This window comes from Parendozoicomonas sp. Alg238-R29 (assembly GCF_947331445.1).
GTDB lineage: Bacteria > Pseudomonadota > Gammaproteobacteria > Pseudomonadales > Endozoicomonadaceae > Sansalvadorimonas.
Window position 1 is genome coordinate 1 of record NZ_CAMZOG010000028.1, and the last position, 24,637, is coordinate 24,637.

The 24,637-nt window shown below is 48.0% G+C and carries 24 protein-coding genes and 1 pseudogene; 6 read left to right on the plus strand and 19 right to left on the minus strand.

Translation table 11 applies throughout. From position 1 onward, the window contains the following. Window positions 1–203: 203 nt before the first annotated feature. The 11 genes from ybgF to ruvC all read right to left on the minus strand — a co-directional run bounded on the left by ybgF (window position 204) and on the right by ruvC (window position 8,371). Window positions 204–1,034 carry a tol-pal system protein YbgF gene (gene ybgF, locus QMA35_RS09020; RefSeq protein ID WP_281646818.1) on the minus strand — a complete coding sequence of 277 codons (831 nt, stop codon included), beginning with the start codon at window positions 1,032–1,034 and terminating at the stop codon, window positions 204–206. Window positions 1,035–1,040: 6 nt separating this feature from the next. Next, on the minus strand, window positions 1,041–1,607 hold the full coding sequence (locus tag QMA35_RS09025; protein ID WP_281646819.1) for an OmpA family protein: 567 nt from the start codon (window positions 1,605–1,607) through the stop codon (window positions 1,041–1,043). A 113-nt stretch (window positions 1,608–1,720) separates the two neighbouring features. Then, window positions 1,721–3,034, minus strand: a complete 1,314-nt coding sequence (gene tolB, locus QMA35_RS09030; RefSeq protein ID WP_281646820.1) for a Tol-Pal system beta propeller repeat protein TolB — start codon at window positions 3,032–3,034, stop codon at window positions 1,721–1,723. Then, complete coding sequence (gene tolA, locus QMA35_RS09035; protein WP_281646821.1) at window positions 3,031–3,834, minus strand: cell envelope integrity protein TolA; 804 nt, start codon at window positions 3,832–3,834, stop codon at window positions 3,031–3,033. Before tolA ends, tolB begins: the two co-directional genes overlap by 4 nt. Before the next feature lie 2 nt (window positions 3,835–3,836). Then, the gene (gene tolR / locus QMA35_RS09040) at window positions 3,837–4,268 is read right to left on the minus strand and encodes a protein TolR (protein WP_281646822.1); all 432 of its coding nucleotides are present in this window, start codon (window positions 4,266–4,268) and stop codon (window positions 3,837–3,839) included. Between the two features lie 2 nt (window positions 4,269–4,270). Beyond that, window positions 4,271–4,978 (minus strand): protein TolQ, encoded by a 708-nt coding sequence (tolQ, locus tag QMA35_RS09045; RefSeq protein ID WP_281646823.1) that lies wholly within the window; start codon window positions 4,976–4,978, stop codon window positions 4,271–4,273. A gap of 69 nt (window positions 4,979–5,047) precedes the next feature. After that, a complete protein-coding gene (gene ybgC, locus QMA35_RS09050) occupies window positions 5,048–5,470 on the minus strand; it encodes a tol-pal system-associated acyl-CoA thioesterase (protein WP_348650938.1) in 423 nt (140 codons plus the stop codon). Between the two features lie 147 nt (window positions 5,471–5,617). Then, complete coding sequence (locus QMA35_RS09055; RefSeq protein WP_281646825.1) at window positions 5,618–6,082, minus strand: glycine zipper 2TM domain-containing protein; 465 nt, start codon at window positions 6,080–6,082, stop codon at window positions 5,618–5,620. 9 nt (window positions 6,083–6,091) lie between these two features. Next, the gene (gene ruvB, locus QMA35_RS09060) at window positions 6,092–7,099 is read right to left on the minus strand and encodes a Holliday junction branch migration DNA helicase RuvB (protein WP_281646826.1); all 1,008 of its coding nucleotides are present in this window, start codon (window positions 7,097–7,099) and stop codon (window positions 6,092–6,094) included. A 24-nt stretch (window positions 7,100–7,123) separates the two neighbouring features. Further along, on the minus strand, window positions 7,124–7,735 hold the full coding sequence (gene ruvA, locus QMA35_RS09065) for a Holliday junction branch migration protein RuvA (RefSeq protein ID WP_281646827.1): 612 nt from the start codon (window positions 7,733–7,735) through the stop codon (window positions 7,124–7,126). 111 nt (window positions 7,736–7,846) lie between these two features. Then, window positions 7,847–8,371 (minus strand): crossover junction endodeoxyribonuclease RuvC, encoded by a 525-nt coding sequence (gene ruvC / locus QMA35_RS09070; protein WP_281646828.1) that lies wholly within the window; start codon window positions 8,369–8,371, stop codon window positions 7,847–7,849. Window positions 8,372–8,814: 443 nt separating this feature from the next. On the opposite strand from ruvC, the gene QMA35_RS09075 reads away from it, so the two are divergent. Then, the gene (locus tag QMA35_RS09075) at window positions 8,815–10,101 is read left to right on the plus strand and encodes a hypothetical protein (RefSeq protein ID WP_281646829.1); all 1,287 of its coding nucleotides are present in this window, start codon (window positions 8,815–8,817) and stop codon (window positions 10,099–10,101) included. Between the two features lie 45 nt (window positions 10,102–10,146). Here QMA35_RS09075 and QMA35_RS09080 read toward each other — a convergent pair whose 3' ends face one another. The 3 genes from QMA35_RS09080 to QMA35_RS09090 all read right to left on the minus strand — a co-directional run bounded on the left by QMA35_RS09080 (window position 10,147) and on the right by QMA35_RS09090 (window position 13,168). Further along, window positions 10,147–10,893 carry a YebC/PmpR family DNA-binding transcriptional regulator gene (locus QMA35_RS09080; RefSeq protein ID WP_281646830.1) on the minus strand — a complete coding sequence of 249 codons (747 nt, stop codon included), beginning with the start codon at window positions 10,891–10,893 and terminating at the stop codon, window positions 10,147–10,149. 147 nt (window positions 10,894–11,040) lie between these two features. Then, the gene (gene aspS / locus QMA35_RS09085; RefSeq protein ID WP_281646831.1) at window positions 11,041–12,825 is read right to left on the minus strand and encodes an aspartate--tRNA ligase; all 1,785 of its coding nucleotides are present in this window, start codon (window positions 12,823–12,825) and stop codon (window positions 11,041–11,043) included. A gap of 70 nt (window positions 12,826–12,895) precedes the next feature. Next, window positions 12,896–13,168, minus strand: a complete 273-nt coding sequence (locus tag QMA35_RS09090) for a zinc ribbon domain-containing protein (RefSeq protein WP_281646832.1) — start codon at window positions 13,166–13,168, stop codon at window positions 12,896–12,898. Between the two features lie 236 nt (window positions 13,169–13,404). Here QMA35_RS09090 and QMA35_RS09095 point away from each other — a divergent pair, with 236 nt between their 5' ends. From QMA35_RS09095 to QMA35_RS09105, 3 genes are all read left to right on the plus strand, one after another. Continuing rightward, complete coding sequence (locus QMA35_RS09095) at window positions 13,405–14,793, plus strand: OprD family outer membrane porin (protein ID WP_281646833.1); 1,389 nt, start codon at window positions 13,405–13,407, stop codon at window positions 14,791–14,793. A gap of 308 nt (window positions 14,794–15,101) precedes the next feature. After that, entirely contained in the window at window positions 15,102–16,433 is a 1,332-nt protein-coding gene (locus QMA35_RS09100; protein WP_281646834.1) for an OprD family outer membrane porin, read from the plus strand. 192 nt (window positions 16,434–16,625) lie between these two features. After that, on the plus strand, window positions 16,626–17,438 hold the full coding sequence (locus QMA35_RS09105; RefSeq protein ID WP_281646835.1) for an SDR family NAD(P)-dependent oxidoreductase: 813 nt from the start codon (window positions 16,626–16,628) through the stop codon (window positions 17,436–17,438). A gap of 80 nt (window positions 17,439–17,518) precedes the next feature. Here QMA35_RS09105 and QMA35_RS09110 read toward each other — a convergent pair whose 3' ends face one another. Continuing rightward, window positions 17,519–17,851 (minus strand): HU family DNA-binding protein, encoded by a 333-nt coding sequence (locus QMA35_RS09110; protein ID WP_281646836.1) that lies wholly within the window; start codon window positions 17,849–17,851, stop codon window positions 17,519–17,521. Window positions 17,852–18,795: 944 nt separating this feature from the next. On the opposite strand from QMA35_RS09110, the pseudogene QMA35_RS09115 reads away from it, so the two are divergent. Continuing rightward, window positions 18,796–19,002 (plus strand): annotated as a pseudogene (locus QMA35_RS09115) (cold-shock protein); the annotation flags it as partial. Between the two features lie 69 nt (window positions 19,003–19,071). Here QMA35_RS09115 and QMA35_RS09120 read toward each other — a convergent pair. The 4 genes from QMA35_RS09120 to grxD all read right to left on the minus strand — a co-directional run bounded on the left by QMA35_RS09120 (window position 19,072) and on the right by grxD (window position 21,057). Further along, a complete protein-coding gene (locus tag QMA35_RS09120) occupies window positions 19,072–19,275 on the minus strand; it encodes a SlyX family protein (RefSeq protein WP_281646837.1) in 204 nt (67 codons plus the stop codon). Between the two features lie 4 nt (window positions 19,276–19,279). Next, entirely contained in the window at window positions 19,280–19,723 is a 444-nt protein-coding gene (locus QMA35_RS09125; protein ID WP_281646838.1) for an HIT domain-containing protein, read from the minus strand. A gap of 122 nt (window positions 19,724–19,845) precedes the next feature. Continuing rightward, window positions 19,846–20,448, minus strand: a complete 603-nt coding sequence (locus QMA35_RS09130; protein ID WP_281646839.1) for a peroxiredoxin — start codon at window positions 20,446–20,448, stop codon at window positions 19,846–19,848. 276 nt (window positions 20,449–20,724) lie between these two features. Further along, window positions 20,725–21,057 (minus strand): Grx4 family monothiol glutaredoxin, encoded by a 333-nt coding sequence (gene grxD, locus QMA35_RS09135; protein WP_281646840.1) that lies wholly within the window; start codon window positions 21,055–21,057, stop codon window positions 20,725–20,727. Between the two features lie 163 nt (window positions 21,058–21,220). Between grxD and QMA35_RS09140 the strand changes: the two genes are divergently transcribed. Next, entirely contained in the window at window positions 21,221–24,619 is a 3,399-nt protein-coding gene (locus QMA35_RS09140) for a hypothetical protein (RefSeq protein ID WP_281646841.1), read from the plus strand. The last annotated feature ends 18 nt before the right edge of the window (window positions 24,620–24,637 follow it).

Genomic DNA, 24,637 nt, shown 5'->3' on the forward strand with positions numbered 1-24,637 from the left:
CGTGTAGGATTCGAACCTACGACCAATTGGTTAAAAGCCAACTGCTCTACCAACTGAGCTAACGACCCACGCTTTACACCTCCAGCGTTCTCAACCGGAGCGATGCGTATCTTACAGAACTGCCAATAACGTGCAACCCCAGCATTTTCCGAAAAGCTTTCGAAAAATGCGAAATTACACATATCGGGAATTCAGTTTGGAGGTTACCCTTCCAGATTCCTCAAATAAACATCAGCCAAACGTGCCGCTGAGCTTCCTGGGAAATCGTTTATCGCTTTTTGCAGATACTCGCGTGCTTTAGCACGATCACCCTGACGGTCATAAACCTGACCCAGTTTGTAAGTTGCATCGGCCAATTTATCGCTGAAAGGATACTTTTCAACCAACTGGGTAAATGCGGCCTGCGCATCCTTCAACTCGCCTTGGGCAAGATAAACCTCACCCAGCCAGTACTGAGCGTTATCGACAAAAGTACCGGATGGGTACCTTTCAACGTAGGTTTTCAAACCCGCGATGGCTTCAGGAAACTTACGATCACGAATCAGCTGAAAAGTATCCTGATATAAAGCCTCACCAGCCTTTTCTGCAGCCGCTTCTGCCATACCCACTGATACATTAGCAGCTACCGAAGCAGAAGCCCCGGAAACATCAGTCGTTGCAGGTTTTGAAGGGTTAGCAGAATTTGCCTGCTGCCCAGAAGCCAGCTGACTGATGCGCCGATCCAGATCCAGATACCGATCACGATTCTCTTTCTGAATACGCTCAATAGCATTGACCTGTTCTTCTACCAGCCCACGCAGTTCCATCACTTCACGCTGAAGCGTTTCGATTTGGTTGAGGAGACCGGCAGGTTGGGCGATATTCTCGGTCACGGTCAGAGTTGAGACCGGAGATGAAGCGGCAACAACTCTGGAAGCAGGCACAGGTGCACGTTCGCCGCCAGCACTCACTACCGGAATAGGAGAAGATTCAGCATAAACCTGAACTGTGAGAGCAGTCAGCATCAGACCCAGCAAAGCATTCCTTGCCGCCATTTGCGATTACCCTTCTACAGGAACGATAACTGCACGACGGTTCTTCGCCCATGCCGTATCGTTATGAGCAGGATCAACAGGCTTTTCAAAGCCGTAACTCACAACCTCAACACGGGAAGCAGAGATGCCCTTCAGAGCCAGATAGCTTTTCACAGCTTTTGCACGACGCTCGCCCAGTGCCAGGTTATAAGTACGGGTGCCACGCTCATCGGTGTGCCCCTCAACAACCAGCTTGCTGTTCAAGCCTGCAGGGCTGGTCAGGTAAGCTGCCTGCACATCAAGAGCTTTAATATCGTTAGAGCTGAGTTTGTCACTATCGAAACCGAAGTGAACTGTATCCTGCTTCAACAGATTTGCGATCTGCTCAGCACTACCGTTAACCTTGCCAGAGTCGATTACAGCCTGAACTGCTGGATCAACCAGAGGGGTAGTTACAGCAGCAGTCTGATGACCACCAGCAACTTCACCACTTTCAGCGCCAGACCCAGAAGTCTGAGTATTAGAGGCACAACCAGCCAGCCAGAGAACGGCTAATCCCGTAGCGACCCCTTTGGCGATATGGGCAAACTTCATTTTGGACTCCCGAGTTATCATGATAAAAAACTCAATTAAGGTACCAGAGTTGCCCTCGGCAAACCAGAACACCAAAAGGGTCAACTCCTACTTAGCCAACAAAAAACGTACTTTTATTGCAAAAATGGTGACCACGCAGGTTCACGAACATCCCCCTCACTGGAAGGCAGCCGGAAACTGATTCGCCCATCAGCAGAAATAATGCCCAGCACACCTTGACCACCACCCTGGGCGGAGTAAATCAACATACGACCATTGGGGGATACGTCTGGGGCATCTTCAAAAGGTGAAGACGACAGAATACGCATACGTCCAGTACCCAGTTCCTGAACAGCCACATTATAGGATTCGTCCCCTTTGCCTTTGTGAATAAAGGCAAGACTCTTGCCATCTGGGAATACGCGAGCCCGCGCATTAAAGCGACCTTCAAATGTCAGGCGTTTAACACCGCCATTTGCCAGAGTCACTTCATACAACTGAGCTGAACCACCACGATTAGATGTGAATACAAGGCTCTTACCGTTTGGCATCCAGGCAGGTTCGTTATCCATGGCAAAGTGACGTGTCACCTGGGTCAGGGTTCGTGTTGCAAGATCCAATACGTAAATATCAGGGTTGCCAGACTTTGACAGCACCATGGCAATTTTTTTGCCATCAGGTGACCATTTGGGTGCACTATTTAAACCACGGAAGCTGCTGATACGTTCACGTCGACCAGTAGCCAGCTCCTGAATATAAATCGCAGGACGCCCGGTCTCAAAAGAAACATAAGCCAGTTTACGACCATCGGGGGACCAGCTTGGAGCCAGAATAGGCTCTTTTGATTGCAGAACAGGCACAGCACGATAACCGTCCATGTCTGCATAAACCAGTTTGTAGTCTGTTCTGTCGATACTGTAACGCTTGGCCACGACATAGACGATACGGGTAGAAAATACACCCTGTACACCGGTAATTTTTTGATAAACGGCGTCACTGATATTATGAGCAACAGACCTCAACTGATTGCGGTTGCCTGAAACCTCACCCCGAACAACTGATTTTTTGCCCAGTACATCAAATAGCTCATAGTTCACTTTGTAACGATTATTCGGCTGCTCAGTCACCTGCCCTACGACCAGATAAGAAGCCCCAAGGCGCTTCCAGTCACCAAAGTAAACCTCATCATCCTTTGATGGAAAACCAAGGAACTGATTGTTGGGCAGTGGCGCGAACTGCCCACTTAAACGCAGATCATTACCAACAATACCGGCTATATCCTCTGGCAGAACACCTTTTCCATTCCAGGAAAAAGGAACAACCGCTACAGGCACTGCCTGATCATTACCCTGGGTAATCTCAATAGTCAGCTCAGCACGAGCCAGACTCACCAACAGAAGCAAATACCCGAATAGGGCGAACCGAACAGACCGCGCCAACATTCTCATTTCAGCAAATCCCTGGGATCAAAAACAAATCTGAACTCTCGAAAATCTCGATCAAACAGCCGGCTTTCCAAATGCTGAATCTCCCGGAATGGTTGCGCTTTTTCTATGGCCTGCAATGCAGACCTATCAAAAGCACCATTACCACTACTGGAAATCATGGAAATACTGATGACCTCTCCGGTCGGCAGCATTTTTATACGGAATGTAGCCTTCATTCCTCTTTTCGCCGAAGCCGGTCGTGACCATAGCGACTCAACAAGGTTTTTAATAACACCTGCATAGGTGGCCACTGCCACCTGATCACCCTTTAGCTGCTCAGCCTGCATGCGTGCTTGTTGCTCTCTGGCCAATGCCGCCAGCATCTCCTGTTCACGTTGCTTTTGCAACTCATCGAGACGCTCCTGTTCTTTACGGAGTTTTTCCCGCTCTTGTTGTTTACGCTCTGTTTCCTGCCTTCTTTTTAAAGCGATAGATTTTTTATCCACCTTAGGCTTGGGTGGAGCTTTCTTAACAGGTGCCGCCTTAACAGGCTTTGGCTTAGGAGCAACTTTTCGTGCGGGCTTCGGTTTGGCTTTTGGCTTTGCCTCAGGCTCAAGGGTAACCATACGAGCACTGACAAAACTGGGGGTGGGATTAATCGTACGCTCTTCTGATGAAGGCATAATCATAAACAACCCAATCACCAGAATGGTGTGCAATACAACTGAGAACAAGACGGGAATTGTCCAGGCATTACTTCCCTGCCCCCGTAAGATTTTTCTGACACCACCCAGCATCCGCCAGAAGAACTTTTCCTTCACGCTCAGTTAAGCTCCCCTGGCTCAGTAATCAGGCCAACATCACTGACTCCGGCCTTTTGCAGTACAGCCATCGCCTCAACAACCGCACCATAACTGGCAGCCTTGTCACCTTTTACCAATACTAACGTTGAAGGACGAGCTTTTTTGATTTTACTGACCCGATCAGTCAGCACATCCAGAGAAAGCGGCTTATCGCCTGTAGATTCAAGACTCAGATAATAAGAACCATCTGGTTTTATGGAGACAATCAGTGGCTCTTCACCCTTGGGAATCTCTACAGGCTTGCTGTCGGTTTTTGGCAGGTCAACCTGAACCCCCTGAGTAAACATGGGGGACGACACCATAAAAGCCACCAGCATAACCATCATGATGTCGATAAACGGCACCATATTAATTTCTGACATGGGCTTACGACGCCCGGCACCTCGCGCCATAATCAACTCTCCCCGCGCTTATCGGCAGACTGCACAACCTGAGCATGAACCTGACGGTGCAGAATGCTGGAAAACTCTTCCGCAAAGGTTTCATAGCTGGTGAGCAATTGCTCAACACGGGAGTTGAAACGGTTATAGGCAACAACGGCAGGGATAGCGGCAACAAGACCAACAGCTGTAGTTACCAGGGCTTCGGCAATACCAGGAGCAACAGCAGCCAGGGTGGTTTGCTGAACATTGGCCAGCCCGCGGAAAGAATTCATAACCCCGACAACGGTTCCAAACAATCCCACGTAAGGACCAGTTGAACCAACAGTTGCCAGAAATGGCAGGTGAGCTTCAAGGTTTTCCTGCTCGCGGGTTACAGCTACGCGCATGGATCTCTGAACACCATCCATTAAGGCATCAGCATCCACGCCCTGCCCACGCAGACGGGTGAACTCACGAAAACCGGCCATAAAGATGCGCTCCATCCCACCATCAGGATCACTGTCACCATGTACTTCCCGGTAAAGTTTGCCGAGATCCATGCCTGACCAGAAGCGATCTTCAAAGGTAACCGCTGACTGGTGGGCATTACGCAGAACAATAACGCGCTGGACAATAAACACCCAGGACACCGCCGAGGCCACCAGCAACATCAGTAGCACAAACTGAACCACCCAGCCGGCATTCAGCACCAGCGCCCACATTGATGTACCTTCTGTCACTCTTTCCTCACTTGCCCGCTAGTTTGAAGTCGATAGCTTGAAGTCGATAGTTTATTAAGCAGAAAACATTCAGGACTTTCCGTCTTGCGATGATAACAGCATGGCCTGACGCACATTGACCGGCAACCCGACCGGACGAAGACTGTTGGCACTGACACAAGCAATAGCAACCTTGCCTTCACAGAGTTTCTCTTCACCGCGCCAGATAGATTGAATCATATCAAAGCCGGCACGCCCACGGCGGGACAAGCTGACCGTTACATTCAAAGCGTCATCCAGCCTGGCAGGCTTGAGATAATCAACCGAGGTATTACGCACAACAAACAGGATACCGTCATGCATCAGCGCTTGCTGGTCGAACCCGAGACTACGCAGATATTCCGTCCGGGCTCGCTCCATAAACTTCAAATAATTAACGTAGTAAACAATACCGCCGGCATCAGTATCTTCATAATAAACACGTACCGGCCAGTTAAAAACTTTATCGGCCACAGCCACACCTCTACTTGGAAAGAGCCCTCACAAAACAAAAGTGAGCTCTTGATAGGCTTATACCATGGAAAATCATTGTGTAGTGCCATCTATACAAAATGATACATCTACAAAATACCTGAACACATTGAACTTCTTCGTTATGGGTTACATAGGAGCAACACGACTGGTGCCGTTCTGGGTGTAAATACGCACATGTTCACCATTCTGGAACACCATACTCGGATCAACTTCCTGCACAACAGAAATCAACTGCCCATTGGTCAGACGAATGGTAATATTGACACCTTGCTTCCGGGTTGCCTTTTCCTCAGCCATATTGCCGAGAATACTACCCAGAACAGCACCACCAATAGCGGCTATGTCACTGCCATGACCTCTGCCAATACCGCTGCCAGCAATACCACCAACCGCACCGCCGGCAATACCACCGAGACCACTCTGGCTTCCTTCAAGAGTCACAGCCTCCAATTCAATAATAGTGCCTTCCTGTATTGCCTGAATCGTACGAGCTTCGCTCTGGGAATAGACATGGGAAGTCTGGCTAGACTGACAGCCAGCCAGAACAGACATACTGCCAACAACAATAGGTAAAAAACATTTCTTGATCATGGCAGCGCTTTACTCATCAGTGAATGAAAGACCAAAATGCTCATAAGCATGGCGGGTAACTACCCGCCCCCGAGGCGTGCGCATAAGATAGCCCTGCTGGATCAAATAGGGCTCAAGAACATCTTCAATGGTATCCCGCTCCTCACCAATGGCTGCCGCAAGACTATCAACCCCAACCGGCCCGCCATCAAACTTCTCAATCATAGCCAGCAGCAGGCGGCGATCCATATGATCGAAACCCTGGTTATCCACATCCAGCATATTCAGAGCGGCATTAGCCACTTCACCCGTAGCCTTTCCATTCGCTCGCACTTCAGCAAAATCCCGTACCCGTCTCAATAAACGGTTGGCTATTCGTGGTGTACCACGTGAACGACGGGCCACTTCACCAGCTCCATCTACACCCATATCCATATTCAGAATCTTTGCTGAACGCTGAACGATGGTTGTTAGATCGGCAACGCTGTAAAACTCAAGTCGTTGAACAATGCCAAACCTGTCACGAAGTGGAGAGGTCAGCAACCCCGCACGGGTCGTCGCGCCAACAAGGGTAAAGGGTGGCAGATCAAGCTTGATGGAACGGGCAGCAGGGCCTTCACCAATCATTATATCTAGCTGATAGTCTTCCATGGCCGGATAAAGCACCTCTTCAACCACTGGACTGAGACGATGAATTTCATCAATAAAAAGAATATCGTGAGGCTCAAGATTGGTCAGCATGGCCGCTAAATCACCAGCCTTTTCCAGCACCGGGCCAGAGGTAGAGCGAAGATTTACTCCCATCTCATTAGCCAGAATATTGGCCAGAGTCGTTTTACCCAAACCCGGTGGACCAAACACCAAAGTGTGATCCAGGGCATCCTGACGCAGACGGGCCGCCTGAATAAAAATGTCCATCTGCTCCCGCACTTTTGGCTGACCAATGTAGTCATCCAGCTTGTCCGGGCGGATCGCACGATCAATACGATCTTCGAGTGGCGCTTCCTGCGCCGAAATCAATCGATCACTCTCTATCATCTTCGCTTTCCTGCCAGCTCCTGCCTACACCATCGCCTTGAGAGCCTGACGAATCAACTCATCAGTACCTAAAGATTCATCCTGAACCGCAGAAATTGCTTTACTGGCTTCCTGTGGACGATAGCCTAAAGCAACCAGCGCACTGATCGCGTCCTGAATCGGGTCATGACTTGGAGTTGCAGCAACTGGTTTACCAGCCGCAGCCATTTCCAGGGGAGCCAAAGCCGACTGCCACTCATCCAGGCGATCCTTCATTTCAACAATCAAACGTTCTGCAGTTTTTTTACCAACACCAGGAATACGGGTGAGCATAGAAGCATCCTGCTCATGAACGCTGCGGGCAAACATTTCCGCTTCCATACCAGACAGAATCGCCAGCGCCAACTTTGGCCCAACACCATTCACGCGAATCAGGGTGCGAAACAGCTGACGCTCACTCTTATCCGCAAAGCCATACAGCAGCTGCGCATCATCCCGCACCACAAAGTGGGTATATAACGTGGTTTCCAAACCCAGCTCCGGTAACCGATAAAACGTAGTCATCGGTGCTTCCAGCTCATAACCCACACCGGACACATCAATCAGCAACCCGGGAGGGTTTTTCTCTATGAGTATGCCGCGCAGTCTTCCAATCATATTTTGTTCTACTCCCCTCCCCAGCACCCAGAAAAGCGCAGGAGGTTATCTCAAATGCTGACAGCCGGCTTATCCCCAGCAATGACTTTCGCTAAACAATTCGCACAAAAATCAGCGCAATCTACCGCGAGCAATCCGACGCCCACCAGTCCCCGCCAAGCCAATCAACCCCTGCCGAGTATGAGCATGACACAGGGCCACGGCCAAAGCATCCGCAGCATCCGCCTGCGGCTTACGGTTCAACCGCAACATCGCCATCACCATATGCTGTACCTGCTCTTTATCCGCAGAACCAGTACCGACCACAGCCTGCTTCACCTGCCGGGCAGAGTATTCACTCACCGGCAAGCCACTGTTCATTGCTGCAACAATGGCTGCGCCGCGGGCTTGCCCCAATTTCAAGGCAGAGTCGGCATTTTTAGCCATAAAGACCTGCTCAATGCCAACCATCTGCGGCGTCCAGGCAGCAATAACCTGATCAATACCGTCATACACCTGTTTCAGACGCTCCGGCAGCTCGCCCGGCTGAATACGAATACAGCCCGAGTCTACATACTCAACTGTCTGCCCGTTATGGTTAATTACCCCATAACCTGTTACCCGGGAACCCGGGTCAATCCCAAGAATAATTGCCATACATGAAAGCCAGCCTGTTCAGGCAAAGTATTAACACTGTTTATTTTTACAGTAAAATCAGGATGTGTGAAGGGCTAATACAACACCTTCATCTTTTAGGAACAGCACGCCATCAAAATAACTTACAAAGACGCGGCAACCGGTAACCAAAAGCAACAGGTGTTTTTCGCCTCAAGGGTTAAGCTGTCGAGCATATTTTCACCAGCCACATGTAAGAGGCTTATCGGGTCATGAAGGATTGGTTGACGCCACTGGCCGTAGTCACTGCCCTGACGGTTGTTCTTTTTCTGATAACACTGGGAGTCAATGTGTTATGAGAAAAGTGAGAGCACAGGAAAAATGACCATATAGATAACATCACTGCCAATGCCAACATACCTCAGGAACCAATCCTCACCATTTCATGTCTATAGGGAAAACGAGAAGTATCAGAGGGGGGGGATATGCCTGCCATTCGCACCAAACCACACCGACAACGATCAACGCCCTACAACCTCCGCCCACGCCGACCAGCCTTTCCTGGTCGCCACACTCAGGCTCAGCAGAAAGTGTCGCTATCCGGCATCAAAAAAAGAGTAACTTCGATTCTTGCCGGCAAAGTCCAGCTACCCCAAGTATTTACTCTATTTACAACCACCCCCTACCCTCTCAGCCAGAATAACAAAGATGCACTCGAAGAATGCTTATCACGAAAAGAAATTTCATTACAGAGCTACCGGAAAGAAGTGGCCTGGGGTAAATCAGTCACACTTGTTCCAGACAGTGTCTTGATGTCTTTAAATGAACAAGAGTTATCCGAAAGAGCGATTCAACTTGACACGCTGTTCAAGGAACAAGGGCCAGATAAATTTCGCTGTAAGGAGTTAGGCACCGTTCTGATCAATATGTGTATTGTGTTGAAAGCCTTAAAGGAACGCCATGACTGCTATGCACATAAGGAAATTCAATCACTGATTCAGAGAATACAACAACACCTTGAAAGCGCCGAGACATATCACTACACAGACATTTACGCATTTGTGATGCAATATATCCTATTTTATGAAACATACCGGGACGGAATCGAAACGATAAATAAAAACAAAGACAAAAGAAGAACAATAAAGGGAAACCTTTCTCATATAAGTCAAATCAACTTCTCCGACAGAGAGACGGCAACAGATGAATTGCGTGACAAACTCATTCCGTTCTTCTTTTCGAACTATCCAAAATCAGACATGGATAATAAATATCTAATATGGCCCAGCTTCGAACCTTTGGACATTCCTTTTTTTGTCCGATCTCTACGTTACAACATCAAGCCAGCGGGACTGCTTGTCTCCCGCTGGGGATTCCATGATGACTCTTTAATGGGTCTCCATGATTTTTACCGCCACGACATCACACATTGCAATGTTCAATACCAGCAACAAAGTCGTTACGGAACAAAAGCCTCACATAAAGCAATACAGGGCTGGCTAAGCAGGCTAGAAACAAAACTTGAAGAAATAACAACAAACAAAGATGTAAAACTAGCTGTCTGGCTGTTCCTATTTCAAAAACACCATGAGATGGGTAGCCCGGTTTTTAAAACCGACGAATACGAGGTGACCGGCGAAAACTTAACCAAAAAACTCAGTTATTTTGACCAACTGCCGGATACCTTGCATGCCAAACATTTTCACGCAGCGCTGGAGATTTTAAATTTCCTCGACCCTCAATCCCCCTCCACCAGCGCACACACAAGATAAAGAAGAGGAGAACCTGCCCGCAGAACACGGGCAGAGACAAACAGGTCAGCCCAGCTGCTCCATAATCTCCGCAGAGATATCAGCGTTGGTGTAAACCTCTTGCACGTCATCCAGATCTTCCAGACGGTCGATCAGCTTCAGAACTTTTTCTGCACCGCCAACATCCATCTCCGCTTGAGTGGATGCAATCATCGCTACTTCACCACCTGCAGGAGTTAAACCGGCTTTTTCCAGTGCATCTTTAACAGTCATGAACTCAGTCCATTCTGTTAGCACTTCAATGGAGCCATCATCATTGGACACAACATCTTCCGCACCCACTTCCAGTGCAATGTCCATGATCTGATCTTCATCAGCACCTGGTTCAAAAAAGATTTGTCCCTTGCGCTCAAATAAATAAGCCACAGAACCGTCTGTACCCAGGTTACCGCCATGCTTGGAAAATGCATGACGAACCTCAGCCACAGTCCGGTTACGGTTATCAGTCAGACACTCAACCAATACCGCTACACCACCAGGGCCATAACCTTCGTAGACAATCTCTTCCATGTTGGAATCATCATCACCACCGGCACCACGCGCAATAGCACGATTAATGGTGTCACGGGTCATATTGGCGCCCAGCGCCTTGTCGACAGCCGCTCGCAAGCGAGGGTTATCTTCAACGTTACCACCACCCATTTTGGCAGCAACCACAAGCTCACGAATCAGCTTGGTAAAAATCTTGCCTCGCTTGGCATCTTGCGCAGCCTTGCGATGCTTGATGTTGGCCCATTTACTATGACCGGCCATCGGCAATCCTCGGGAATACGAAAAACGATTATTATATCGCGATCACAGCGTACAGCCTAGGCTGTGCACAATAACCATGCAGTTTGCCGATATAAAAAAACCGGGAACAGTCAAAACCATCCCCGGTTCCAGCATCAGAGCTTACAATCAGTGACTCGTCGCAGATGCTGCATCACGACGAATACGGATATTCAAATCATGAAGCTGCTGCTGATCAACCACACTTGGCGCTTGTGTGAGCTGACAAGAAGCTGACTGGGTTTTCGGGAAAGCAATGACTTCACGAATATTGTCAGTTCCAGATAACAACATGCACAGACGATCCAAACCAAAGGCCAAGCCAGCATGGGGCGGTGCACCAAACTTCAGAGCATCCAGCAGGAAGCCAAACTTCTCACGCTGCTCTCCTTCTTCAATGCTCAACACACGGAATACCGCCTGCTGCATATCTTCTTTGTGGATACGTACAGAACCGCCACCCACTTCGTAACCGTTGATAACCATATCGTAAGCACGAGACAGAGCATCAGCAGGGCGAGCTTCAAGCTCTTCTGGTGTGCAGGTTGGTGCAGTAAACGGATGATGCAGAGCTGTGAGATTCCCTTGACTGTTTTCTTCAAACATCGGGAAGTCAACAACCCACAGAGGTGCCCACTCACAGGTATACAGATCAAGATCTGCACCCAGCTTGCAGCGCAACGCACCCAGAGCATCGTTCACAACTGTAGCGCTATCAGCACCGAAGAATACGATATCGCCATTCTTGGCTTCCAGACGATCCATGATATTCATGGCCACTTCTTCGCCCAGGAACTTCAGGATTGGAGACTGTAGGCCTTCAACACCATTCTCCAGTGCATTGACCTTGATCCAGGCCAGACCTTTCGCACCATAGTTGCCAACATACTTGCCGTAATCATCAATCTGCTTACGGGTCAGCTTTTCAGCGCCAGCGGGCAGTTTCAGTGCAGCAACACGACCCTTCGGATCGTTCGCAGGCCCTTTGAAGACTTTGAAGTCTACACCGGCAACCAGGTCATCAATATCGGTCAGCTGCAGAGGGATACGCAGATCAGGCTTGTCGGAACCATACAGACGCATAGCATCAGCAAAGGTCATGTGAGGGAACTCACCCAGATCAACATTCAGCAGTTCGCTGAACATTTTAGCGACCATATCTTCGGTCGTACCCATTACTTCCTCTTCGCTCATAAACGAAGTTTCAATATCGATCTGGGTAAACTCTGGCTGACGCTCTGCACGCAGGTCTTCATCACGGAAGCACTTGACGATTTGGTAGTAACGATCGAAGCCGGACACCATCAGCAGCTGCTTGAATAACTGTGGAGACTGAGGCAATGCGTAGAAAGACCCAGGATGCACACGACTAGGAACCAGATAATCCCGGGCGCCTTCTGGCGTAGCTCGGGTTAGCACTGGTGTTTCAATATCCAGAAAGCCCTTATCTTCAAGATAATTACGCACCAGGCGGGTCGCCTTGCTGCGCATAATCAGCTTTTCCTGCATCTCCGGGCGACGAAGATCCATATAGCGATAGCACAAGCGAACGTCTTCGCCAACATCTGTGTACCCATCTAACTGGAACGGAGGAGTTTGGGCAGCGTTCAGGATCTCAACGTCTTTACCCAGCACTTCAATCTCACCCGTAGACATATTGGGATTGACAGTACCTTCTGGGCGAGGACGCACCAGACCGGTAATTTTCAATACATACTCGCTACGGGCTTTATCTGCCAGTGCAAAGGCTTCTTCAGTATCGGGATCGACAACAACCTGTGCAATACCTTCCCGATCTCGCAGATCAAGAAAGATAACGCCACCATGGTCACGGCGACGGTGCACCCAACCACATAGTGTTACAGTTTCGCCGTTATGGCCCTGATTCAGATCGCCACAATAATGGCTGCGCATGATTAACCTCGAATTCTCGCTTTATGCCGGCTTGTACCGGGCCTGACTATTCCTAATCCCAATCGCAGGTTCAATCGCTGGTTGCTGCGCAGGAACCGCAGCCGCTCTTGGTGTCTTTGCTAGGACAGTGATTATCTGTTGTTGCCAGATTTTTTTTCTGCTCGCCTTTGAAATCAGTCTCATACCAGCCACCGCCCTTTAAACGGAAAGAGGGTGCGGATATCTGTTTCTTAAGTTCCGGCTTGCCACAGTGAGGGCAATTGGTCAGAGGCTCATCACTAAACTTCTGGATAGCCTCATGGGAGCCCCCACAATCCTGACAAAGATACTCATATATAGGCATGAATTAAGCGCCCAAAAAGCCTGATCACTAAAATGACCGGGCATTATCACAAGGGAAACGGGGATTGTCATCACTGTTTTACCCCCCAGAGTCGTCGAATCAGTCAGCACCCTTACATATTCGCCTTAAAAACCTGCGGCTTATACATCTCGAATTTGCACAAACCGCAGCCATTGTCTATTTCATAAGCCTGCACGATCTTCAAGATCATCGGAACGAACCGGAGTAGAACCACAATGCTAACAACGCAAAAAAAAGCGCTAACAACGCAAAAAAAAGCGACGGCAGGCCAAGGTGGAACCATTACTCGGCTGGCAGTCGCCACTCTTGCTTCAGGGTTGATTATGCAGCCAGCCTTGGGGCGTGACCAAAACGAAATTGCCAAACAACCTCAAAGCATGCCTGACATGTTCACCGCAATGGCGAATGACACCACCATTGATCTCGGGCTGCGCAACTTCTACTTTAACAGAGACTTTAGGGATAAAAGCACAGATAATAGAGGCAACACCCTGCCTGGCACTGCAGAGAGCTGGAGCCAAGGTGCACGAGTCGATTTACAATCCGGTTATTTTGCCGACATTATCGGCTTTGACGCTTCCTGGTTTGGAGCGTTAAAGCTTATCGGAGAGGACGACAAATTCGGCTCCGGCGCCCTGAGACAAAAATCATCAAAGGTAAAAAATGGCAAAGTCGTTGCTAACCAGGAAAGCTACGACAAAATCGGTCAAGCCTACCTGAAAGCCCGCTTTGGCGATGACAATATCAACGCACACCTAAAAGCAGGGCGCATGCTTCTGGATACACCACTACTGAATGACAGCAATTCCCGCACCACACCTTCCAGCACACAGGGTATTTTGGCAGAGCTGGAAGTATACAAGCTGGGCTTCTATGGCATTTTCTCAGACAAGGCCTCAGGCAAAACAGAATCCGGCTTCCACTCCTACAAAAACGCTAATGGCGATACTTGGAACGTCGGCATTCTTGGTGCCTCTTTCGCTCTGGAGAACGGTTTAGCTTTCCACGCCGCTACCGGTAAAGCGGATAAATATATCAAGCAAAACTTCTTAAATGGTTCTTACACTCTGGATCTGGGTAGTAAAACCGCTCTACTGTTAGATGGTTATTATCAAACAAGCAAAGATGACGGCCGCTATTATGATGGCAAACTGGACAGTAAACTCTGGAACCTGGCATCACGACTCTCATTCGACAACCTGTCTTTCATGCTCTCTTTCCAGAGTGTTATTGGAGACAGCTTTGATTATTGCTGGGATGGCTGCAACCATGACGACAACGGCTTAATCACTTGGAACGCTGTTCAATACCTTGATTTTAATAAGAAAAATGAAAAGTCATGGCAGAGCCGGGTTGATTACTCCTTTGATAACTGGGGAATTCCCGGTTTAAGCATTATGGCTCGCTATGTAACTGGCGAATTTAAAGACACCAAGAAAGTGAGCGAATGGGAACGCAATACCGACCTGCGCTACACATTTAAAAATGGAACCCTTGAAGGATTAGCAATTACCTGGAGAAACGCCACAGTCAGGAGCGCCACCAAAGGTAACTCTATAGATGAAAATCGTCTAATTATTGACTACACCATCCCTCTTATCTAATTCACTGATTGAAATAAGCTAACCAGACACTGACAAAAAAGAAATAAAAAACCAGTGTCTGGTAATTGTACAACCCCCATAACACAAGACTATTCATTATTAAAATACCTAACATCTCTATGTTGCATTTCCTAAAAACCTATTGAACAATGGAAGTACACATGCGTTTCATGTGTGGTTGCCCGGGGAGGCACGCCGTTTGCTTCACACTGTTGTAAGAAGTTTCTAAGGATTAGAAGCAATGTGTTTTGGTAATTGCCATAAAAAGAAAAGCCAAAAACAACAACACCCAAGGAGCTGGTGTAAGAATGAAATCACTAACAAAAAGTACATTAAGCGTTGCTATTGTTGCAGCTATGGCTGCCACTTCCGCACAAGCTGAACAATTTATGGATGATAGTTCCCTGAATATTCATTTTCGGAACTACTACATGAATAAAGATGTGAAAAGCGGCACAGCAAAATCAGATAAAGATAAATCCTGGGTTCAAGCCATTCGCGCTGATTTCAAATCAGGATATTTCGCCAATATTATTGGTGTTGATTTAAGCTCACACTACGCTCTAAAACTTACAGAAAGCAGTGGCACATCCACAGCAAACAACCTCCTTCAAAAAGGCGGAAGAAATAAAGGCCATAGCTACGGCAAAAACTTTGGCGCTGTGAAAATCAATCTGCTCGATAACGGTGTAGCGAAATATGGCCGCATGGTTATGGATACACCGCTACTCAACGAGAACGACTCCCGCTCACTACCAAGCACCACGGAGGGCTTCTACGCTGACTACTCAATGGAAGGCTTTACCGTGTATGGAGCCGTTGCCAAAGCAGGCAACAAACGTGACCAGTCAGGTTACGAAGATTATGCAATCTTTGTAAGAAGAGACTCTAATGGCGATAATGTCATAGATAACTCTGATGAACTGGTCTCAGACAAGAAAGAAGATGTAAAAACTGTCGGCATTTCCTATGAAGTCGACGGATTAAACCTTGGGCTCGCCTATGGCAAACAGAACGACTTTGCTTCAGCACTCTATGCGGATGCTGGCTACACCTTCAAAGTTGACCAAATGACATCTTTTAACTTTGGCGCTCAATATGGAAAAATTGAGGCCATAGGTCTCAACAAGCGCAACCAGATAATTAAATCAATCGGTGAAAAGGACAATATTTCCTGGCACGGATTAACCGCTGGCATGAATCACTCAAACCTGAGTGCAAGCTTGAGCATGACCGATGTGAGCGATCCAAAAGGCGGATTTGCTGACGCGGGAACGCCATGGCGCGGAGGGGAAGACTCCACTGGCTTCAATGGCTACAACGCTGTGCAAATCAGCGACTTCAACCACGCCAATGAAACCTCATACAAAGTTAAGGTTGGTTATGACTTCTCGGACATGATCGAGGGCCTGAGTGCTTCCGCTCTGTTCGTGGATGGTGAAATTGACAACTCTGGCTCTGATAGTGACGTTGATACCAGCGAGTACAATGTTCGTCTCGATTATGCTGTTCCACAAATGGATGGTTTAACCGTGACTCTGCGCCATGCCAAATATGAGTATGATGCCAAAACCAACGCGAACGACAAAACCCAGAAAGATTCACGCATTCTTATAACCTACGATTTGGCTGTATTCTAAAGAGGGTTTAGCCAGACCAGACCTCAAAGCCGCTATCTCGATAGCGGCTTTTTTATTTTAAATAAATTACCAGTCAGGCAACTCTACCATTCAACAATTCCTGTGAAGCGTTTATAGTGCACAGGACAAGGGCGACCGCTCTAAACCACAATAAAAATCAAGAATAATAAAACCAGTGCAAACAGGAATAAAATGAGATCCCTTGAAGGAAAAGTCGTCGCAATTACTGGCGCCGGGTCAGGCATAGGGCAACATCTTGCAATCGAGCTCGCTCGCCAGGGATGCTTACTATCTCTCGCAGAAATTAATCCTTCGAGCATGAAACTCACTTGCGAGATGCTCCCTGAAAACTGCCAGTACCAAACCAGTACTACAGATGTTTCAAAAAAAGAGCAGGTTGATAAGTTCGCCGAAAGCACCATTGAAAAATTTGGCCACGTTGATGTACTGATAAACAACGCCGGTGTCGCACTCTCTCAAACCATCAGCGATATGGATATTGAAGAGATGGAGTGGTTAATGAATATCAACTTCTGGGGCGTTGTCTATGGTTGCAAAGCATTTCTTCCCCACCTGTTGAAACAGAAAGAAGCCCATATCGTTAATACCTCCAGCGTTTTTGGACTTATGGCCGTTCCTACTCAGGGAGCCTATAACGCCAGCAAATTTGCCGTGCGAGGCTTTACTGAAGCCCTCAGTCAGGAGATGAAACACACCGGCATTAATGTATCCTGCGTTTATCCAGGCGGCATCAAAACCAATATTGTTAAGCACGGCCGCTACCATATTGGCCCGGATAATAACGAAGATCAGGATATCGCTGCCAGCAACTTTGAACAGATGGCAACAACAACGCCCCAAAGAGCTGCACAGGTGATGATCAATGGAATATTGAACAACAGAAAACGGATAATGATTGGGTCAGATTCACTTCTTATCGACTGGCTGGTTCGTCTCCTCCCCACCAGTTACGAAAAAATTCTTAGCAAGGGCCTACATCGCTGATAGCTTTATCTCTTCATTAAAACTCATATCGACCAGATTCAGTCTTGAAAAAACAGAATCCGGTCGATACGCGCCAAACCTCAGGAAGAAGCGAAGTCTTTCAGCTTTTTCAAAGGTCTTATTTTTACTTGAATAGAAGCGGGCTTTGCCGCAACATCCATTAACTCGCCGGGACGAAAAGGGTTAGGAACATTCTTTTTCGCTTTTTGGGCGGGCTTCTTCTTGGTCACAATTTTTAAAAGCCCTGGAATGGCAAACTCACCACAACCGCGCTTTTTAATATGGCGTTCAATAAGATCAGTCAGTTCATCAAGAACATTGCTCACATCCTTGCGCGAAAGCTCAGTATTCTCAGCAATCTCATTAAGAACCTGGCTCTTGGTGTACTTTTCCTTGATAGCTGCACCTGGCATTTGTTATCTCCGAACACGTTTTCTAACAGTTTTGGAATTCCTATTTCCCCTGCTTACAACATGCCTGACCTACTCACCACAACTTAAACTACATACAACGTTTTCAGACGCATACAGGTTTAATGGGTTAGATTTTCATTTTCACCATAACCGATCGACGATTCATCCGCTCGACACGACTCTACACATCCCCACTCTCGATGAAAGTCATTTTGTAACTTCTGACAGTTTGTTACTGATTACTGTCACAAATGGCGTTAGACTTCGAGCGATAAAACCCTGAACAATTTAACCGGTTACGAATCCAATATAAACCACGGTTTTTCGGCTTGCGAGTATTTTTTAATCTATTTTTACCGAACTAAGGTAATTTTCTTTGATAAATGTTTGCTCCTTATACATCGAAGATATTGAGACATGATCCACAATCGCGTTAAATTAAGAGTGCAGTTCTTTATATCTTTGATAAAACCAATAACATTTATGATACGCATGGAAAAAACATGTTGCTTAAAAACCTAAAATATCTCCAGCTACTATCAGGCCTTATCCTTACCGGCCTGTATCTGGCTTCACCTGCTTTATTACCAGCCCTGCACCCCGAGGTGTTTCCGGTAGTTTCTGCTGCAAACATCTACACCAGCGAACCCTCGCTGATTATGTTGCTTGCTGCCGCTGCTGTTAACATAATCGTCGGCTGCTACCAGAAACCCCTCTCAGGGTCCCGCAGACAGCTTCAAACTCTTGGATCAGTTGCTCTTTTCTTCTCTGGAGTTCTTGCAGCCATCAGCGCCCTGAGTCGCATGCCAGTGAATCCGGTAACGTTCTATATTCCTCTGATTATCGTTAGCCTTCTAGTTTGCGGAATCATTCTGCATGCGCTCTGTAACCTCCATCAACTGGCAGCCCCTTCTGCCACCAGCAGTGAAAGCTCCCTCGATAGCGACAGGGAAGCCGGTACAGTGAAATGGTTCAACGTTTCAAAGGGCTTTGGCTTTATTACCCGCGACTCCGGGGATGATATTTTTGTTCATTACCGGGCGATCAGAGGCGAAGGGCACCGTATTCTGAGTGAAGGCCAAAGGGTTGATTTTGTTGTTACAGAAAAAGAAAAGGGCCTGCAGGCAGAAGATGTTGCCACATCCCACTAATTTGCAAACCTGTTGAGAACGACAAAAAAGCAGGCTCAGCGCCTGCTTTTTTGTGCACCACCAAAGGCATCAATAATGCGGTGGAGGTACTTCCTCTTCCGCACTTTCACCCTGCTGACTTATCAGCACCTGCAACTGCTGCTTCATTAACTCAAATTCCCGGCGCAGAAGATCTATATCACCCTGCTGGCGTGCCACCACATCATTCAACTGCTGCACAAGATCGTCCTGATAACTCAGCTGTGTTTGCAGTTCAAGAAGTTCATCTTTCATCTATCTACTCCTGAGGCAGGCTGTCAGCTGCCACCAGCCAAGTGGTAAAAACCGTTGCCAGACGATCACGAATCTCTTTTATCTGGGCGTCAGTATATGCCATGGCAGCCCCCTGCCCCCAAACTGGTCCCGGCCAGGCATAGTCCTCCTTCTTACGCACAACAATATGCATATGAAGTTGGCGGACAATATTCCCAAGAGCGCCCACATTCATTTTTTCAGCGGCGAACACATCCTTGAGTTTCTCTGCAACGTAGGATGTCTCTTTCAGCAATCGCCCCTGATCAGACTGCCTTAACTGAAAAATCTCCTCAATACCCTTAACCCTGGGCACCAGAATAAACCACGGATAACGCGCGTCATTCATCAACAACATACGACTCAGGGGAAAATCACCAATGACTATACAGTCCTTGGCAAGACGGTGATCCAGCTCAAACTGACCCATAAGAAACACCCCAAATAAACATGCAGCGAACTATACGTCTGGATAAAACCGGGAGGCAAGACAATAAAAAAGCGGGATAACCTTTCGGCTACCCCGCTTTAAGAAAAGATTCTGAAACTGGTTTACAGTTTGTCGGACTCTTCAGCCAGGTAAGCAGCAACACCATCAGGGCTGGCGCTCATGCCTTTCTCACCTTTCTGCCAGCCTGCGGGGCAAACTTCGCCGTGTTCTTCGTGGAATTGCAGCGCGTCAACCAGACGAATCAGCTCATCCATGTTACGACCCAGTGGCAGATCGTTAATAATCTGAGAGCGAACAACGCCGCTCTTATCGATCAGGAAGGCACCACGGAAAGCCACGCCACCTTCAGATTCAACATCATAAGCCTTGACGATGTCATGACGCATGTCAGCAGCCAGAGTGTAACCAACCTGGCCGATACCACCCTTCTCAACAGGAGTGTTACGCCATGCGTTGTGAGTAAAATGGGAATCGATAGAAACACCGATAACCTCAACACCTTTCTCTTTGAACTGATCCATACGATGATCCAGAGCAATCAGCTCAGATGGGCAGACAAAGGTGAAGTCCAGCGGATAGAAGAAGATCAGGCCATACTGACCCTTGATTGCTTCTGCCAGATTGAATTCATCAACGATTGTTCCGTCAGCCAGAACCGCAGGAACTGTAAAATCAGGAGCCTGCTTACCTACAAGAACTGCCATTCCCTATCTCCACGTCAAATGGATTGAATAAACGCCCCAATCAGTCTATTGCGTCACACGCGAAGGGGCCGCTAAAAACACATACATCATACACATAGCATTTCGGCTCGCCCACAAGATTCAGAGCATTTACTCATGATTTTTTTATTGTTTAGCGATAGAGGATGCCTATTACAGACAAACAACATGAAATCAGGTAGAAACCACAAACAAAAAAGTCGGTGAATAAACACCGACTTTTTCTCACACTCTTTCTCACACTCTCTGAGATTGATATCAGGCTTCTGCTGAATCACTCGCTGCTTTAACCATCTTCTGCAGTTCTCCCTGCTCATACAGGTCGCTGATAATATCGCTGCCACCCACAAGCTCCCCGCCAACCCAAAGTTGTGGGAAAGTTGGCCAGTTTGCGTATTTGGGCAAGTTAGCCCGGATATCAGGATGCGCCAGCACATCAACGTAAGCGAACCGTTCGCCACAGGCAGACAAAACCTGCACCGCACGAGAGGAAAAACCACACTGGGGCATACGGGGTGATCCCTTCATAAACAGCAGTACTGAATTATTTTCAATCTGCTGTTTAATTTGCTCCATTACTTCTTCAGACATCACTCCACCTCAATCCCAAGTTATTCTCGGCGCAGTATACATGACCCGCCAGTGGACAGAAATCCCGCTATTTACACCAGCAGGATTCCCAAGACCTTCTACACTGCTCCCCGCCAGTTTACAAACACCAAACCGCATATCCGGCAGGAGCCAGAAAATCAGCATGTGCAAACCTTTTCTTTACAGGTTTTCCAATGCAGGAATATCCGCCTTTTTTAAAATACTCTTAAGCGTTCTCTTAAAAATTGTTACGGGGCTGGCTCTCCTCCATCCAGCCTATTCTTTTGCCGTAACCAGAACTCCGAGTTACAAAAGCTGGCCCCACCCCAACCAACCAACTGAGCAACAGGATATAGATCATCAGCAGCAGAACATCGCTAATCGGGATATCATGGAAAACGCTATTATTGAGCGGCTAAGAACCAACAGCAAATCTCCACTGAAGCCAATATCAAAATTCTACCAACACTCCAGTTTACACAACCCCAACAACGTGGAATCCGCTTTCAGGCTTGCCATTTTCGACCCACACTCCGGCACAGTTATCCCACTTTGGGGAAACACCGGCCCAGGCCCTCTACTGTTTGGCCATGGGCAGCACTCAGATACCCTGCACTTCTCTCCGAGCATGCTCGAGAACTTGTTAAGCTGGCACCCGATACTTAATAAAGATGCCTCCACAGCTTGGTTGTATGTTATTTCTGACACGCAAAACACCCCTATTGTACTCCTCGACAATGCAGTGGCCTCCCCCAGCACTCTTCCCACTGCAATGCTTGACAAATCTTTCAGCTATACCCTGAACCTCACAGAAATCCTCCCTGATGAGAAGGGAGAATTTCTGGGACTTGCAAACCTGTCAGAAGCAGATCCCACAATTTTCATCCTGAGCAAACTTTCAAAAGATGGCACTGGCAAAACCCCAGCTGCTCTGATTCAGCGGCTTCAGGCTCTCCCAGACGAACAAAAAAACAAACTTCTTCTAGTCACAAGCCATCACAAGGGAGGGAAACCTACGCTTTCACGAGTACTCGTTCCCGTTAACGCGATTATCACCGAAGAGAAGTATGTGTGCTCAGACAAAACCGTAACCTTCACTGTCAACCAGTATTCCCAACTAACGAATACCGAAGAAGAAACCTTTACACCACAACCATCAAGAGAGGCAGACAAACCCTTTAACACCTCCCCAGAGATGCAACAACAGCTGGAGATAGCTATTCAAGTGGGCGAATCGGGGGGCAAAGCGGCTATCTATCATCGTCTTAAAGACCTCCCCCTCCGAGCATTCCTGGAAGGCATCAGGGCGCAAGACAAGGCGCAGGTGACATTAGACGCCCGCCAGCTCGCCCTACTCTGCTTAACGGAAGAGTTACGCGACGGCCGATTGGTCGTTATAGAGCATATCCCGTCACTCAACACCCGGGTTGTTCACAAACTTAGCCAGCTCAGCTTGAACGAGGAAGTAAACTATATTCTTCAAGATCAACACGACACTGACAATCTATCATCCACACAGATTATGGAGAAACAGGCATTCAGGAAAAAAACTATCACTTTCACTTTGCCTGATATCAACCCCAACTGGCAAGGCTCCGAAAAGAGATCCAAAAACACCATTGAAAACAGTGCATTACTTGACCCAAAGCAGGCACTAGAGACATTAAATTTCGATCCAATAACCGGCCACCGCACTACCGAGCATACCCACTGTCATCAACGAGCGGGTAAGGTCATAACAGTTGCTGACCTCCCCCCTGACTCCAACACATTCTTACCTGGTGGCGCCAAAAGACTGAGTGATGAGGAGTTATATAGCGCTGAAAGTCAGGCTCACCTAAAAGCAGCAGCAACCCAAAAGACAAAGGATGCGGAAACTCAGAGCTATGGATATCAGGGAAATTTGACAGTAGAAGAACTAGTTGCAGCAGCGTCCGCCATCAACGAGGTGCGCATAAAAAAAGGAAGCGACCGCCCATTACTTGATTCCATCCCAGAAAACTCTACCCAAAAATCAGGGAAAGTCTTATCAAAACCGCCCCCTCCTATAAAACGCAAAAAAGCAAGACAACCTATTGAGCCACTACGCCTGCCAGGAAATGCAGAGAGTGTTATAAAAAAGCAGCAAAAAACCTTTGCTCAAATGCAATTGGAACGCCGCAAGGCGATCGTCGAACAAATGCAGGCTGAACACACACACAATTTTGGCGATCCACCTGGAGGTGGAGGCGGTGATGATGGAGGCGGCGGATCAAGCCCCTCTCAACTCCCGGAAAACGACCCCAATGGTGTTGCTCGACACCTTGAACGACAAACTGTCGAGCAGGCGGCAGGATGGCTGCAGGCTCGCATCCGAGAACACCCGGTGCACAGTCTGGTCTCTTTCCTGACCCTGACCTGGATCGTTCTGGACCTTTATCATAACTGGGGCGCTCCTCCCAGCCCAAGGGAGATTCTCATAAAGAAGACCCATCAGGCTATGGGGCCAGGAGCAAGTGCCTTTCAACAGGAAGCTGCCCGCCTACTGATAGAAGGCATGCCAGATCACATTTTGGAATACCTTGGGTCGGACACGTTAAGCTACTGGGTCACCCGCTCCTGCCAGCACTGGTGCAGCAGGAACAACTGCAACGCGAGATATATCTCCGAGATATTCCTTCATTACATTCTCTCCCCGGTTTCTACCCGTAAGGATCGTTTTTTACAGGAGATGCGCGTTCGCATCAGTGAAGAACCTTTAGAGTTGAACAACCCTTGGCTTCGCACCGTTGACAGACGTAGAAAAGGGCTTGCTGCAGCGCTGGATTTCAACCCGGTAACCCAGCAGTCCTGGATGGCGGAATTAAATGATCACGGACTCCTTGAGAAAACCAGTGAACTCCTCAACCTGACCCAGAAACCCGTGAAAGTTATGCGTTATAGCTTTCTGGAAACACTTCAGACCAAGCCTTTTCATAAACGTTACAAAGACCTTGTTCCCGAACCAGCTACTGATGCAACAAATCAGTATCGCCCGGTTGTCCCATACCCAATGGAGCGCCAGCGCTATGGGACGTATACCTGCTCAACCATCGATGGCGACTACTGGCGGGCTATTGATATTAATGGCGAAGAACCCGGTTTTTATGGTGTTCCAGCTGTGATTGGTTATGCCCATAAAGCTGTGAATGGTTACTGCGTTATTAGCACGATGGACAAATGGCTGTCCATATTGGGCGACGATGGTCACATCACCATACTTAGCCCGGAAAACGAACTTGAATATCCGGTTGAGCTTGCCTTGGAAAGTCCGTTCAGAGAGAAAAAAGAGCGACTCACCAGCGAATTCTGCAAAGTGCAGTACTGGAAAGAAAGGCGTTGGAGAAAAGTTCAAACTACAGATATCAAACCCGGAACTATTGAAGCTTTGTTACCGGTTAACGCGTTTTACCGGGTTCGCTGTCATGGCGAAACAGCTACGTTCACTTGGGATGTGAATACCGGAATCATTTACGTCTGGAGCTGGCCCCCTATTTCTGCCGCGACCATGCCGAAAAACAGGAGACAAGCCGCCAACGGCTGACAGTTGCCAAATACTACC

Excerpts from the sequence above, each read along its gene's own strand:
- ybgF (WP_281646818.1), bottom strand. The coding sequence starts at position 1,034 with ATGGCGGCAAGGAATGCTTTGCTGGGTCTGATGCTGACTGCTCTCACA.
- QMA35_RS09025 (WP_281646819.1), bottom strand. The coding sequence starts at position 1,607 with ATGAAGTTTGCCCATATCGCCAAAGGGGTCGCTACGGGATTAGCCGTT.
- tolB (WP_281646820.1), bottom strand. The coding sequence starts at position 3,034 with ATGAGAATGTTGGCGCGGTCTGTTCGGTTCGCCCTATTCGGGTATTTG.
- tolR (WP_281646822.1), bottom strand. The coding sequence starts at position 4,268 with ATGGCGCGAGGTGCCGGGCGTCGTAAGCCCATGTCAGAAATTAATATG.
- QMA35_RS09055 (WP_281646825.1), bottom strand. The coding sequence starts at position 6,082 with ATGATCAAGAAATGTTTTTTACCTATTGTTGTTGGCAGTATGTCTGTT.
- ruvB (WP_281646826.1), bottom strand. The coding sequence starts at position 7,099 with ATGATAGAGAGTGATCGATTGATTTCGGCGCAGGAAGCGCCACTCGAA.
- ruvA (WP_281646827.1), bottom strand. The coding sequence starts at position 7,735 with ATGATTGGAAGACTGCGCGGCATACTCATAGAGAAAAACCCTCCCGGG.
- ruvC (WP_281646828.1), bottom strand. The coding sequence starts at position 8,371 with ATGGCAATTATTCTTGGGATTGACCCGGGTTCCCGGGTAACAGGTTAT.
- QMA35_RS09075 (WP_281646829.1), top strand. The coding sequence starts at position 8,815 with ATGCCTGCCATTCGCACCAAACCACACCGACAACGATCAACGCCCTAC.
- QMA35_RS09080 (WP_281646830.1), bottom strand. The coding sequence starts at position 10,893 with ATGGCCGGTCATAGTAAATGGGCCAACATCAAGCATCGCAAGGCTGCG.
- aspS (WP_281646831.1), bottom strand. The coding sequence starts at position 12,825 with ATGCGCAGCCATTATTGTGGCGATCTGAATCAGGGCCATAACGGCGAA.
- QMA35_RS09090 (WP_281646832.1), bottom strand. The coding sequence starts at position 13,168 with ATGCCTATATATGAGTATCTTTGTCAGGATTGTGGGGGCTCCCATGAG.
- QMA35_RS09095 (WP_281646833.1), top strand. The coding sequence starts at position 13,405 with ATGCTAACAACGCAAAAAAAAGCGCTAACAACGCAAAAAAAAGCGACG.
- QMA35_RS09100 (WP_281646834.1), top strand. The coding sequence starts at position 15,102 with ATGAAATCACTAACAAAAAGTACATTAAGCGTTGCTATTGTTGCAGCT.
- QMA35_RS09105 (WP_281646835.1), top strand. The coding sequence starts at position 16,626 with ATGAGATCCCTTGAAGGAAAAGTCGTCGCAATTACTGGCGCCGGGTCA.
- QMA35_RS09110 (WP_281646836.1), bottom strand. The coding sequence starts at position 17,851 with ATGCCAGGTGCAGCTATCAAGGAAAAGTACACCAAGAGCCAGGTTCTT.
- QMA35_RS09120 (WP_281646837.1), bottom strand. The coding sequence starts at position 19,275 with ATGAAAGATGAACTTCTTGAACTGCAAACACAGCTGAGTTATCAGGAC.
- QMA35_RS09125 (WP_281646838.1), bottom strand. The coding sequence starts at position 19,723 with ATGGGTCAGTTTGAGCTGGATCACCGTCTTGCCAAGGACTGTATAGTC.
- QMA35_RS09130 (WP_281646839.1), bottom strand. The coding sequence starts at position 20,448 with ATGGCAGTTCTTGTAGGTAAGCAGGCTCCTGATTTTACAGTTCCTGCG.
- grxD (WP_281646840.1), bottom strand. The coding sequence starts at position 21,057 with ATGTCTGAAGAAGTAATGGAGCAAATTAAACAGCAGATTGAAAATAAT.
- QMA35_RS09140 (WP_281646841.1), top strand. The coding sequence starts at position 21,221 with ATGTGCAAACCTTTTCTTTACAGGTTTTCCAATGCAGGAATATCCGCC.